General features: G+C 71.9%; 15 protein-coding genes. 7 read left to right on the top strand and 8 right to left on the bottom strand.

The window, feature by feature from the left end; genetic code table 11:
- Positions 1-208: 208 nt before the first annotated feature.
- Positions 209-2,476, top strand: a complete 2,268-nt coding sequence (locus OG294_RS22180) for a sigma-70 family RNA polymerase sigma factor (protein ID WP_327068272.1) — start codon at positions 209-211, stop codon at positions 2,474-2,476.
- A gap of 38 nt (positions 2,477-2,514) precedes the next feature.
- Here OG294_RS22180 and OG294_RS22175 read toward each other — a convergent pair whose 3' ends face one another.
- From OG294_RS22175 to OG294_RS22160, 4 genes are all read right to left on the bottom strand, one after another.
- Entirely contained in the window at positions 2,515-3,225 is a 711-nt protein-coding gene (locus OG294_RS22175) for a DsbA family oxidoreductase (protein ID WP_327068271.1), read from the bottom strand.
- Between the two features lie 531 nt (positions 3,226-3,756).
- Positions 3,757-3,975 carry a hypothetical protein gene (locus OG294_RS22170; RefSeq protein WP_327068270.1) on the bottom strand — a complete coding sequence of 73 codons (219 nt, stop codon included), beginning with the start codon at positions 3,973-3,975 and terminating at the stop codon, positions 3,757-3,759.
- A complete protein-coding gene (locus tag OG294_RS22165) occupies positions 3,972-4,175 on the bottom strand; it encodes a hypothetical protein (protein ID WP_327068269.1) in 204 nt (67 codons plus the stop codon). The genes OG294_RS22170 and OG294_RS22165 overlap by 4 nt, the downstream gene beginning before the upstream one ends.
- Positions 4,172-4,498 (bottom strand): hypothetical protein, encoded by a 327-nt coding sequence (locus tag OG294_RS22160; protein ID WP_327068268.1) that lies wholly within the window; start codon positions 4,496-4,498, stop codon positions 4,172-4,174. The genes OG294_RS22165 and OG294_RS22160 overlap by 4 nt, the downstream gene beginning before the upstream one ends.
- A 132-nt stretch (positions 4,499-4,630) precedes the next feature.
- Here OG294_RS22160 and OG294_RS22155 point away from each other — a divergent pair, with 132 nt between their 5' ends.
- The 3 genes from OG294_RS22155 to OG294_RS22145 are packed head-to-tail and all read left to right on the top strand — an operon-like array spanning position 4,631 to position 5,835.
- Positions 4,631-5,485: a helix-turn-helix domain-containing protein gene (locus OG294_RS22155; protein WP_327068267.1), complete on the top strand. Its 855-nt coding sequence runs from the start codon at positions 4,631-4,633 to the stop codon at positions 5,483-5,485.
- The gene (locus OG294_RS22150; protein ID WP_327068266.1) at positions 5,457-5,660 is read left to right on the top strand and encodes a DUF397 domain-containing protein; all 204 of its coding nucleotides are present in this window, start codon (positions 5,457-5,459) and stop codon (positions 5,658-5,660) included. The genes OG294_RS22155 and OG294_RS22150 overlap by 29 nt, the downstream gene beginning before the upstream one ends.
- The gene (locus tag OG294_RS22145) at positions 5,644-5,835 is read left to right on the top strand and encodes a DUF397 domain-containing protein (RefSeq protein WP_327068265.1); all 192 of its coding nucleotides are present in this window, start codon (positions 5,644-5,646) and stop codon (positions 5,833-5,835) included. Before OG294_RS22150 ends, OG294_RS22145 begins: the two co-directional genes overlap by 17 nt.
- Here the strand turns inward: OG294_RS22145 and OG294_RS22140 are convergent.
- Together OG294_RS22140 and OG294_RS22135 are read right to left on the bottom strand one after the other, a co-directional pair.
- Positions 5,816-6,373 carry a sugar O-acetyltransferase gene (locus tag OG294_RS22140; RefSeq protein ID WP_327068264.1) on the bottom strand — a complete coding sequence of 186 codons (558 nt, stop codon included), beginning with the start codon at positions 6,371-6,373 and terminating at the stop codon, positions 5,816-5,818. The genes OG294_RS22145 and OG294_RS22140 overlap by 20 nt on opposite strands.
- A gap of 53 nt (positions 6,374-6,426) precedes the next feature.
- Positions 6,427-7,314 (bottom strand): LysR substrate-binding domain-containing protein, encoded by an 888-nt coding sequence (locus OG294_RS22135; RefSeq protein ID WP_327068263.1) that lies wholly within the window; start codon positions 7,312-7,314, stop codon positions 6,427-6,429.
- 122 nt (positions 7,315-7,436) lie between these two features.
- Between OG294_RS22135 and OG294_RS22130 the strand changes: the two genes are divergently transcribed.
- Positions 7,437-8,246, top strand: coding sequence for an alpha/beta fold hydrolase (locus tag OG294_RS22130; protein ID WP_327068262.1), 810 nt, complete (start codon positions 7,437-7,439; stop codon positions 8,244-8,246).
- Between the two features lie 7 nt (positions 8,247-8,253).
- Here the strand turns inward: OG294_RS22130 and OG294_RS22125 are convergent, their stop codons facing one another.
- Positions 8,254-9,093, bottom strand: a complete 840-nt coding sequence (locus OG294_RS22125) for a DUF6585 family protein (protein ID WP_327068261.1) — start codon at positions 9,091-9,093, stop codon at positions 8,254-8,256.
- Between the two features lie 79 nt (positions 9,094-9,172).
- Positions 9,173-9,877, bottom strand: a complete 705-nt coding sequence (locus OG294_RS22120; RefSeq protein ID WP_327068260.1) for a TetR/AcrR family transcriptional regulator C-terminal domain-containing protein — start codon at positions 9,875-9,877, stop codon at positions 9,173-9,175.
- Between the two features lie 100 nt (positions 9,878-9,977).
- Between OG294_RS22120 and OG294_RS22115 the strand changes: the two genes are divergently transcribed.
- The gene (locus OG294_RS22115) at positions 9,978-11,546 is read left to right on the top strand and encodes an FAD-dependent monooxygenase (protein WP_327068259.1); all 1,569 of its coding nucleotides are present in this window, start codon (positions 9,978-9,980) and stop codon (positions 11,544-11,546) included.
- Positions 11,547-11,635: 89 nt separating this feature from the next.
- Positions 11,636-12,166 carry a hypothetical protein gene (locus tag OG294_RS22110; protein ID WP_327068258.1) on the top strand — a complete coding sequence of 177 codons (531 nt, stop codon included), beginning with the start codon at positions 11,636-11,638 and terminating at the stop codon, positions 12,164-12,166.
- Positions 12,167-12,176 lie beyond the last annotated feature (10 nt).

Here is a 12,176-nt window from a genome sequence, read left to right as displayed (position 1 = left end):
GTGGGTCACCCCGTCCGTGGCTTCCCGTGCACGTCCTGCTATGCCATTCTTTGGCCGTGGTTGGAGCCAATGTCCCGGTGCACACCCTTCGCGGTGCCATGACCGCCGCGCACACCGGCGCAGGCGATGGCGCATCGCAGCACGCCCTTCGTCGGTGTGCGCCCCCAGGATGGGCGTTGGCGTCCGGCCCGGTCCGGCAGGCGGTCCGATGACCCCCGAGGAGCCGAACGAGCGCGGCGGCGAGCGCAGCACCGAGCCCGGCGCCGAGCCGGTGACCGGCCAGGTGCCGGGGCAGGGCGGCGCGCCCTCGCGCGAATCGCTCAACCCGCCGCCGGAGTCGCCGTCCCCGCTGCCTGCTCCCGCCTCCGAACCACTCGCGCCGCTGACCGGCCGGGTGCCGGGGCAGGCCGTCGCCGGGCAGGGCAGCGTGCTGCCCGAGGCGTTCGTCGCCCCCCAGGCGAACACCGGCGCGAGCCGCGGCCGCTCCCCCGAGGAGGCCGATCCCACTGCGCCGCTGGCCGTCGTGCCACCGCCCGCCGACCCGGTGGACGGCGAGCGCCCGCCCTCCGACGCCGAGTTGACGGCGCTGGTGCGCGGCGGCGACGACGGCGCCTACGAGGAGCTGTACCGCCGGCACGCCGATGCGGTGCGCCGCTACGCCCGCAGCTGCTGCCGCGACAGCTTCACCGCCGAGGACCTGGCCGGCGAGGTCTTCGCCCGCACCTTCCAGGCGCTGAAGGCGGGCAAGGGCCCGGAGTTCGCCGTCCGCGCCTACCTGCTGACCGCCGTGCGCAACATCGCCGCCACCTGGACCCGCGGCGAGCGCCGCGAGCAGCTGATCGACGACTTCGGCGCCTTCAGCCAGTCGACGGCCGCCGCCACCATCGAGTACGACCTCGCCGACCCCGGCGCGGACGCCTGGGCGATCGCCCAGGCCGACCAGCGCATGGTGATGCAGGCCTTCATCGAACTGCCGGAGGACGACCGGGTGCTGCTCTGGCACACCGAGGTCGAGCGGGAGTCGCCCAAGGCCGTCGCCGTCCTGCTGGGCAAGACCGCGAACGCCACCGCCGTGCAGGCGCACCGGGCGCGCGCCCGGCTGGCCGCCGGCTTCCTGCAGGCCCATGTGTCGGCGACCCCGGCCCAGGGCTGCGAGGAGTACGCCAACCGGCTCGGCCTCTACGCCCGGGGCGCGCTGCGCAAGCGGGCGTCGGCCGAGGTCGGCGAGCACGTGCGCGGGTGCACGGCGTGCACGGCCGCGCTGCTGGAGCTGGTCGACATCAACCACGCGCTGCGGCTGCTGCTGCCCGGTGGCGTGCTGGTGTGGGTCGGGGCCGGTGCCTTCTCGGCCGTCGCGGCGGCGCTGGGCGCCGGCGCGCTCGCGGGCGGCGCCGCGGCCGGTGGTGCGGCGGCGGCGAGCGGTGCGGGAGCGGCGACCGGTGCGGCTGGTGCTGCCGGTGCGGGAGGGGCCGCCGGGGCCGGGGGTTCCTCCGGTGGTGGCGCCGCCGCAGCCGCCGGGGAGGGCCTGGGCACCGCCGCGAAGGCGGGCATCGCCGCCGCCGTGGCGGTGGCCGCCGCGGCCGCCGTCGCCTATGCGCTGACCGGCTCCCCGGCCCCCGCGCCCACAGCCGCCCCGGCGCCCCCCGCGCCGAGCGCCTCGGCCAGCCCGGCCCCGAAGCCGTCCGCCGCGCCGAAGCCGCCCGCACCGAGTCCGCAGCCGCCGACCCCGCAGGCCCCCACGCCCGCCCCCGCGCCGACGCCCGCCCGGCCGACGCCGAGCCCGGCACCGCCGGCTCCGAAGCCCACGCCCACCCCGGCGCCCAGGCCGACGCCGCCCCCGACACCACCGCTGCCCACGCTGCCGCCGGTGCCGACGCCGACCGTGCCGGCGATCCCCACCCCGGAGATCCCGACGCCCTCGATCGCGGCCCCGCCGGCCCCGCCCGCACCGACACCGTCGGCGCCCACCCCGGCGCCGAGCATCCTGCCGAGCTCGCTGCCGACGCTGCTGCCCAGCCCGCCGGTGCCGAGCAGCTTCTGGATGGACCAGCTGCCGTTCAGCAAGGGCTCGAACCGGGTGCCGCCGGACGGCCCGACGATCAACCGCCAGGACGGCAGCGGCTGGCTGCTCCAGCGCGACCGGCTCCGGGTGGCCGGCACCGCCTACAAGAACGGCGTCAGCGTGGCCGCGCCGTCCACGGTGGCGATCGACCTGAACCGCGCCTGTACCGCCTTCGACGCGGTGGTCGGCGTGGACGACCTGACGCTCGTGCCGGGCGCCGTCCGGTTCTCGGTCACCGACGCGGACGGGGCGAGCCTGTGGCGCTCACCCGATCTGCGGGCCTGGGACGCGGCGGCGCCGGTGCACGTGCCGCTGGCCGGGCGGACGTCGATCCGGCTGGTGGTGACGCCGGTGGACGGCTTCTGGTCCAACGGCAGCATCGCGGACTGGGCCGACGCCCGGTTCAGCTGCTGAGGTGAGCTGAACCGGGCGTCGGCCCGGGAGCGGGAGCGTCAGATCGCGCAGGCGCCGTCGGCGCACGCGTCGTCGCCGTGGCCGTGGGCGGCGGCCCCGGCCTGCTGCTCGGCGTGCTGCTGCTCGCTCGCGACCTGCTCGAAGACGCGCAGGAAGGTCTCCACCTCCTGGCCGCCCTGGACGGCCCACTGGCCGTCGAAGACGAAGGTCGGCACGGCGCTGATGCCCAGCTGCCGCGCCTCGTCCAGCTGGCGCTGCACCTCGTCGGCGCCCTCGTCGCCCGCCAGGTACTCGGTGACCCGGGCCCGGTCCAGGCCGGCCGCGACGGCGACCTCGGTGAGCGCGGCGCGGTCGCCGACGTCCACGCCGTCGGTGAAGTGCGCCTTGAGCAGCGCCTCCTTGAGCACGCCCTGGGCGGCGGTGCCGTACTCCGTCTCCGCCAGGTGCAGCAGGCGGTGGCCGAGGAAGGTGTTGGCGTGCAGCGCGGCGTCGAAGTCGTAGTCGATGCCCTCGGCGCGGCCCAGCTCGGTCACCCGGTCGTCCATCGCGCGCGACTGCGGCCCGTAGCGCTCGGCCAGCCAGGCGCGGTGCGGGCTGGCCGTGGCGGGGGCGTCGGGGACGAGCTGGTAGGGGCGGAAGGTCACCTCGACCTCGCCCTTGCCCTCGAAGCGCTCCAGGGCCTGGTCGAAGCGGCGCTTGCCGATGTAGCACCAGGGGCAGGCGATGTCCGAGTAGATCTCGACCTTCATGGGGGCTGGCTCCTCAGCGGGGTGGGACGGGCGGTTCGGTGTTCGACGCGGTTCAACGTGGAGGGTGAACCGATATGTCCTGGTCCGCATTCCCGATCCGAGCAGATATGTCCGATTACCGGATTTCTGTGTCCGGATGGGCCGCATCCCAGCTCGGAAGATCAGCTGACCATCGCGCTGCCGCGCCGCTGGACCGAGCGCGCCTTGGCCGCGGCGGCGGCCCGCGTGGCGCTGGAGGCGGATGCGGGGCGTGGGGCGCATGTCGCGCGCGTCCACGAGCTCGAGGGCGCGGTCGCGATCGGGGGCGCGGAGTGACGGCCGCACCGACCGGGGCGCTGGCACCGCGATCTGCCTGTGCTGCTCGATGGCGGGCGGGTTCGGGATGTACGCGAAGTACTGGGGCGTGTGGTGCGGGAGTTGACCTAGGGATTGAGCTTCGCGGCGACGCCGGAAAGTCTGACTGGATGACTTTCCGGCGGGATTTGCGTGAGAAGTCGACGGGAAAGTTGGGGATGTCGACTTCTCGTGCATTCACATGAACGGCCATAAGGCGAGAAGCATCGCGGCGAAGGTCAGCACCCCGGTGATCGAGACCACGTAGATCGCGACCCGTTCCGCGAGACCGGGATATTCGGGCTCGTCGTCACCGCTGCGCAGCAGGACGCAGGCGAGGACGCGGTGCACGAAGCCCGCCAGCAGGGGCATCCGGAGCGGGAGTTCGACCTGGTCGGCTTCTCGCCGGTTCGTCATGTGTCGTCGGCCAATCGTCGGAGGGCGTCGATGAGTTCACCCACCTCGGGGAGGGTGAGCGGGCGGAGTTGGAGCAGGACGGCGCCGGCCGGGGTGATCAGCCATCCCCCGGCGGCGTCGGGCAGGTCGACATCCGCGGCGTCCAGGGCGTCGGCCAGATCCGCGAACGCGGCGGCGGCTTGGCGGCGAGGAGAGCTCACTTGGCCGCCTCCTCGACAGGGCAGGCGGCGGCCGGGCGAACCAGCCAGCGCGGGTCAGCCTCCCATTCCGCTCCCCCGCGCTCCGGGCGCAGGTAGATCGTGCCACCCATTCGGTCCATCAGGACACCGTGTCGATCGTTGAGCGCGTCGAAGACCAACTCACCGACGCTGCGAGGCTCGTACGGCTCGGAGGGGGGACGGGCATCGCCGGGGCGGACGATCGGGTACGCGGGGGTCATGCGACGGCTGGCCTCGGGACGGCCACCGCAGTTCGCGGGGCACTGGCACTCGGGCAGGAGCCGGTCTTTCTGATGATCCATCATATGTATTACTCCGGCGTGCTTTTGGGAGCGATGAATTTTCCGCTCTGTCCCTCAAGCGTGGGGCTTCGCGGTTAGCCTGGGAAGGCAGGGATCGTTCCAGGTCCGAAAGCGGAAACATGGAGGAGTCTTCTGATGCCAGGCTTCCAACCTCGTCCGCTCCACCCGGAGCGTTCTGCGCGGGATCTGTACGGGGCTGAAATCCGGCGGCTCCGTGAGGCGGCCGGGATGTCGCTGACCCGGCTCGCGGAAGTGCTGCAGTTCTCCAAGGCACACCTGTCAAGGATCGAGACTGCAGAGTCGCCGCCACCGCCGGGACTGTCAGAGAAGCTGGACGCAGCGTTCGGTACCGGGGGGACGTTCCTGCGGCTGTACCCGCTTGCGAGGTTGGAGCAGTATCCGGATAGGTACCGACGATTCATGGATCTGGCTACCCAGGCCATGGTTCGCGAGGGCTACAGCGAGACCGTCCACGGCCTGCTCCAGACGCGGGCATTTGCAGAAGTGATCCTGCGAGCAGGAGCCCCGTTCGCATCCGAGGACGAGATCGAGCACAAGGTGGCCGCCCGACTCAAGCAGCAGGAGCGTCTACACGGCCCCAATCCACCGCGCTACTGGTTCATCCTGGACGAAGCCTCCTTGCGCAGGATCGTCGGAAACCCGCGCCTTATGCGGGACCAGATGCAGCAGTTGCTGCAGGCTGGGACGCTGCGGCACGTGACACTTCAGGTCTTGCCTTTCTCGGCCGGTGCCCACTCCGAACTGGGTGGTTCACTGACCCTGCTGACTCTGCCGGGCGGATCCACAGTCGCCTACGAAGAGGGAAGCCGCAACGGCCTGTTGATCGAGAAATCGGACATCGTGGCGAAGCGCCGCGCGTACTACGATCTTCTCAGGGCTCAAGCCCTGTCGCCCCGGGAGTCCCAGGCGATGATCAGCAAGGCGCTGGAGGCGTTCGACCATGCAGCTCAACCGTTGGCGGAAGAGTAGCTACAGCAACCCAGATGGCGGCGAGTGCATCGAGGTCGATGACGCCAACCCCGGCCGAGTCCGTGACTCCAAGGACCCCAACGGTCCGTTCCTCACGTTCCACCCCACCGCCTGGCAGAGCTTCGTCCACGCCACCTCCAACGGGGAGTTCACCACCCATGAGCACCTGGCGTAAGAGCACCTACAGCAACGGCACTGGCGGCGAGTGCATCGAGGTCGACGACGCCGCCCCCGGTCACGTGCGCGACTCCAAGGACCCCGACGGCCCGTTCCTCACGTTCCACCCCACCGCCTGGCAGGCGTTCGTCCGGGCCGTCGCAGCAGCTGAGTTCAGTCCAGCTCGCGGATGACCCGAGCGGGGTTGCCGACCGCCAGCACGCCGGCGGGCAGGTCCTTGGTGACCACGCTGCCCGCCCCCACCACCGTGTTCTCGCCGATGGTGACGCCCGGGCAGACGATCACACCGCCGCCCAGCCAGACGTTGTCGCCGATGGTGATCGGCAGCGCCTTCTCCCACCCGGCCCGGCGCCGCTCGGTGTCCAGCTCGTGGTGCGGGGCGAGGAGTTGGACGTTCGGCCCGATCTGTACGTCCGCGCCGATGGTGATCGGCGCGGTGTCCAGGAAGATCCCGCCGAAGTTGACGAACGACCGGGCGCCGATGCCGATGTTCCAGCCGACGTCGCAGCGGAACGGCGGCCGGACGATCACGCCCTCGCCCATCGCGCCGAACAGCTGCTCCAGGATCGCGCGCCGCTCGGCAGGTGCGGGTACCTCGATGGCGTTGAAGGCGGCCAGCAGCTTCGCGCAGCGCATGACGGCCTCGCCCAGTTCGGGGTCGTCCGCGATGAACCAGTCACCGGCCAGCATCCGGTCCTTCATCTCGCCCACGAGCAGCAGCCCTCCCACCTCGGTCTGGTTCGTTCACGCTCCCCCGCAGCTCCTCACCCGTCAAGCGAATTGCGGCAGGCGTCCAGCAGCAGGCTGACGTTGCGGTCGGTGCTCGCCGGGTGGACGACGAGGTAGCTCTGCAGCCGCAACGCCCCGCCCGCGAACGGGCGGAACGCCACGCGGGTGGTCGGCAGCACGGCCGCCTTGGCCGCGTAGAAGACCGTCCACTGGGCCCGCCCCGCACCGATCGCCGCCAGGGTGTCCTGGTCGGTGGTGAAGGCCGGGCCCATCAGTGGCTCGAAGCCCGCCGCCCGGCAGGCGTCCGTCACCAGGTCGACCAGGTGCGGATTGGCCTCGCGCGGGGCGATCCGCAGCGCCAGTTCGGCGAGTTCGGCCAGCTCCACGCTCTCCCGGGCCGCCGCCGGATGGCTCGCCGGGAACGCCGCCACCAACTCGTCCTGCCAGAGCGGGATCAGCTCCAGGCCCGGGCTGTGGGTGATCCCGCGGACGAGGGCCGCGTCGAGCCGTCCGTCGCGCACCTGCTGGAGCCGCTCGCCCGGTGCCGCGCTGACCAGCTCCAGGTTCACGCCGGGCGCCAGCGCTTCCAGCTCCGTGAGGATCCGCTCCAGCCGGCCGCCGAGCCCCACGTTGGTGCCGAGCCGCAGCACCGAGGACTGCTCGGCGCGCAGCTCGGCCATCGCCGCCAGCGCGGCCCGCTCGGCGTCCAGGATCGCCTGGGCCTTGGCCACGAAGACACTTCCCGCTGCTGTCAGGGCGACCGTCCGTGTCGTACGGTCGAAGAGGTCGACGCCCAGCTCCCGTTCCAGCCGCCGGATCTGCTGGCTGACGGTGGGCTGGACGATGTGCAGCCGCTCGGCGGCCCGACCGAAGTGGAGTTCCTGCGCCACCGCGAGGAAGTAGCGCACCTGCCGGAGTTCCATCACGCCCCCCATTCATCACGTTTGATGATGAGTCTAAGAGCTGAGCGCTCATTGGTCGGCGGCGCCTCCTGCACTGAAATGGGACCTGTCAGCAGGGAGAACCACCAGAGGGAGTGACCACCATGTCGTACGCCAAGGTCAACGGGATCGAGCTCTTCTACGAGCGGACCGGCACCGGCGACCCGATCGTGTTCCTGCACGGGTTCGGCACCAGCGGCCGGGTCTGGGGCGCGCAGGTCGCCGACCTGGCCGCCGACCACGAGGTGATCACCGTCGACTGGCGCGGCGCCGGGCGCTCGGACCACCCGGCGACCGGCAACACCATCGCGGACAATGTCGCCGACATCCTCGCCCTGATCACCGAGCTGGGCCTGGACCGCCCGGTCGTGGTGGGCAGCTCGATGGGCGCCACCTTCGCCCTGGAGGCCGCGCTCGCCGCGCCCGAGCTGGTGCGCGGCGCGGTCTCGGTCAACGGCCCCGGCTACTGGCCGGGCCAGGGCATGACCGAGCTGCTCGACCAGCTGATCGGCAACCTGGTCACCGACCGCGCGGGCACCCTGGCCGGCTGGGTCCCCAGCTGGTTCGGCCCGGTGGCGGGCCCGGCGCTGATCGACTGGACGGTGCGGCAGACCCTGGACTCCGGCGTCTTCATCGACGCGCTGCTGCTGGAGGCCGCCGCCTACGACCCGCGGGAGGACCTGCCCCGCCTCGCCGTCCCCGCCGTCTTCGTGCACGGCGTGCTGGACAGCGAGATCCCGCTCGCCGTCTCCGAGAACCTGGCCGCGCTGGCACCGCTCGGCAGCGTGCAGGCCATCGAGGGCGCGGGGCACCTGCCGCACCAGGAGCTGCCCCTGGAGTTCAACCTCGTGCTGCGCGCCGCGCTGGAGCGGATCGAGGCGGAGCAGGGCGCCCTGGCAGTCGCCGCCCGGTGACCGGGACTCAGCCTGGCCGACCGGCCGCGGACTCCACCAGCCGGTCGGCCAGGGTGCGGAAGACGAAGAAGTTGGGGATCCGGCGGACCGGCGTGGCGGTCATGTTCAGCCAGCGGCCCTGCCGCTTCACCGTGAGGTGGCCCTTCTCGGTGCTGATCGCCTGGACCTCCGACCAGCCGACCGCCTTCGAACCCGCGGTCAGGCGCTCGGCGCTCACCGTGTAGGGGCCGAACTGCAGAGTCTGCCCGGCCTGCACGGCGGCCAGGGCGAGCGGCAGCTGCGCCGCGGTCACCTGCTGCTGGATCTCCCCGCCCCAGGTCCCCGGATTCTCGAAGGCGCCGACCGTACCGCCCTTGACCCGGCTGCTCCCGACGCCCGGCCCGGCGAACGTGTAGACGTGGGTGGTGCGCATGTGCGCGCCGCTGCGGTGGTACTCGGTGATGTCCTGCAGGACGGACATGGACTCCCAGCGGTAGGCGTCGACGGTCGCGCCGCCGGTGCCGACCACGGCCACTCCGCTGTCGTGGATGCGGATCTCACGCCCCTTGTCGGCCCGCTGCTGGAGCGTGTACCGGATGGAGCTCGCTGCGAAGAGGCCGCCCGCGGTCACGGTCATGAACAGGCCGAACAGCGGGACCGCAGAGATGATCATGAAGAGGATCGTGCCCAGGACGCCGAAGGCGGCGACCACCGCGAACACGACGAGCACGCGCTCACCGTTCGTCCGCTCGCTCCAGAGCCGCGGGCGCGCCGGGCGGAACGTCCGCCGTAAGCCGCCCAGCCCCGCCTGCTCGGTGAGCGCGTCCACGTCCGCCGTCATGCCGTCCCCCTCGAGGTTCCGTCCCATGGTTTCGTCACCGCTCGGCAGGACGCGGATCGGCGCCCCACGGGTTCACCGCCCCGGTCACTGACCGGCCGCTGCCCGGCTACTGTCCCAGGTGCAGCGCGCTCATACCGGCGATGACGATGCGCAGGCCGTGCTCGAAGCCGGCGTCGGTGTCCTCCTCGAAGAGGTCGCGGTGCGCCTCGGCGGAGAGCGGGAACCGGGTGGCGTCGAGGTCCCGGAAGATGCGGTTGGCGCGGTAGGGGTTGTCCTCGTCGGCGTAGTCGGCGCCCGTGCGGGCCTGCTCCTCGATGGTGAAGCCGACCGTGAAGTGCAGGATCACCGGGAAGCTGCGGGCCGCGTCCCGCACGGCGAAGCCGCCGTCCTGCAGGGTGCGCAGCATCAGCTCCGTGCCGCGGTACTGGTCCGCTCCGGCGGTGGCGGTGCCGGCGAAGACCCGGCCGCCGTCGCGGTAGCGCAGCATCGTGACGCGCAGCCGCCGCGCCCAGTCGGCCGCCCAGTCGGCCCAGCTCTCCTCGCGCCGAGGGCCTTCGAGGCCCTCGGAGGCGTCGGCCATCATCACGGTGGCCATGGCGTCGAGGAGTTGGCGCTTGTTCTTCAGGTGCCAGTAGAGGGTGGCGACCTGGACACCGAGGCGCTGGGCCACCTGGCGCATGGTCAGCCCGTCCAGCCCGGACTCGTTGAGCTGCTCCAGCGCGGCGCGGGCGATGGCCTCGGCGGTGATCTTCGCTGCGGTGATCTTCACGGCGGGGGCGCTCTTCGGCGCCGCCTTCGACTTTTCTGACACGACTTCAGTTTAACGCTGGCCAAGTTCAATCGAACAGAGTTAGGGTCAGTTGAACGTTGTTCGGGAGAGCGTGGTTCAGGAGAGCAAGGGAGGGCTCATCATGGCAACAGTGATGATCGCGGGCGCGGGGCCGACCGGGCTGATGCTCGCCTGCGAGCTGCGGCTGGCAGGCATTGACGTGGTGCTGGTGGACAGGCTGCCGGGCCGCAGCGGGCAGTCCAGGGCCGGGGGCATGCACGCCCGCACGATGGAGGTGATGGACCAGCGCGGGCTGCTGGACGGCTTCCTCACGGGCGGCGTACCGATGCAGATCGGGCACTTCTCCGGCCTGGAGCTGGATTTCAGCGGGCTCGCCACCCGCTACCCCCACATGCTGCGCATCCCGCAGTCGGACGTGGAGGTGCTGCTGGAGGAGCACCTGGCCAAGCTCGGCACCCAGGTGCGCTGGTCGGCTGGGGTGACCGGCATCCGGCAGGGCGAGCACGGGGTCACCGTGGAGCTGGGCGGCGACTCGGGCGACGGTGAAGAGCTGGTCGTGGACTACCTGGTGGGCTGCGACGGCGGGCGCAGCACCGTGCGCAAACTGCTCGGGATCGGGTTCCCCGGCACGGAGCCCACCCTCAGCTCGATCCTCGGCGATGTCGAGCTCACCGATCCGCCGGCCGCGCCGATCGTCGAAGAGCGGCGCCCGAACGGGCGGCTCAGCGTCTTCGCCTTCGGGGAGAACTGGTGGCGGGTGACGACCACCGAGTACGACGCCGATGTCGCACGCGACACCCCGGTCGACGTCGAGGACTTGCGGGCGACACTGATCCGGATCGGCGGCACCGACTTCGGGATGCACAGCCCGCGGTGGGTCTCCCGGTTCAACGACAGCACACGCCAGGCAGATCGGTACCGGCAGGGCCGGGTGCTGCTGGCCGGCGACGCCGCGCACATCCACTTCCCCGCGGGCGGCCAGGGCATGAACCTCGGCATCCAGGACGCGGTCAACCTCGGCTGGAAGCTCGCCCTGGTCGCCCGTGGCCAGGCTCCCGCCCACCTGTTGGACAGCTACCAGGCCGAGCGGCACCCGGTCGCGGCCCGCGTGCTCGCCAACACCCGGGCGCAGACGGCGCTGGGCCGGCCCGACACCCACACCAGCGCGCTGCGGGAGATGTTCGAGACGCTGATGGCCCAGGACACGGCCGGCCCGCAGCACCTGGCCGGCATGGTCAGCGCGCTCGACATCCGCTACCCGCTCGGTGACGGCCACCCGCTGACCGGGCGTCGGGTGCCCGATTTCGACCTGACGACGGACTCGGGCTCGGGCTCGGACTCGGGCTCGGGCGGGCGGAGCCGTGTCTTCGAACTGCTGCACGGTGGCCGAGGGGTGCTGCTGGATCTCGCCGGTCACGCCGGGACGGCCGCGGTGCTGAGCGGCTGGGCCGGGCGGGTCGACCTGGTCACCGCGAGGCGCGCCGAGCCGACGGTGGCGGTGCCCGGCCTCGGGCGCTGCGTGCTGCCCCGGGTGCTGCTGATACGCCCGGACGGGCACGTGGCCTGGTGCGGGCCGACCGAGCCGGCAGGCGACGGGGTCGGCGTCGACCTCGGGGCGCTGCACGCCGCGCTCACCGACACCTTCGGCCCGGCCGAGCCGCCCCGCGCGCCTGCAGCGAAGGCCACCTGACTTGCCGTCAGCGAAGCGAACCGTCCGGCGTGAAATCGCGTGTACATGTCTGGGACCGGGAAGGCCGGCCCCAGACGGGGAATACTCAGATGAAACGCAAAGCGGCCTGCGCCGCCGTCCTCTGCACACTCGTCGTGGCCGGCTGCTCCAGCGACTCGGGCAAGCAGCTCAAGTACGGCGAGATGGCCACCTTCTCCGCCAAGTCCGGCCGGTCGTACGGGGTGACCGTCATGCGCGTCGAGAAGGGCGACAACTCCGACCTCAGCGCGCTCAGCCATCCGTCGGACTACGCCGGCGACACGCCTTACTACGTGCACTACTCGCTCACCAAGACCAGTGACGGCTCGGTCCAGCCCGATGTGTCGCTCGACGCGGCCGACGGGAGCACGCACCTGACGATGCTGAGCCTGCTGCCGTCACTCGACTTCAGCGACCCGCTCCACCCGAAGACGCAGAGCTTCGCCAAGTGCCCCAGCAGCACCGACAGCCTGGACAAGACGGCAAAGGGGGAGAGCGTCAGCGAGTGCGTCATCTTCCTCGCCCACCAGGGGACGGGCGACCCGACGTCCGTCGCCATGACCCAGGGAAAGTCGAACACGGCCGTCGCCACCTGGAAGTGACGCCTGCGCT

Origin of the sequence: Kitasatospora sp. NBC_01302, from assembly GCF_035976515.1 — a bacterium.
Lineage (GTDB): Bacteria > Actinomycetota > Actinomycetes > Streptomycetales > Streptomycetaceae > Kitasatospora.
This window is presented reverse-complemented; position numbering and strand designations above follow the sequence as displayed.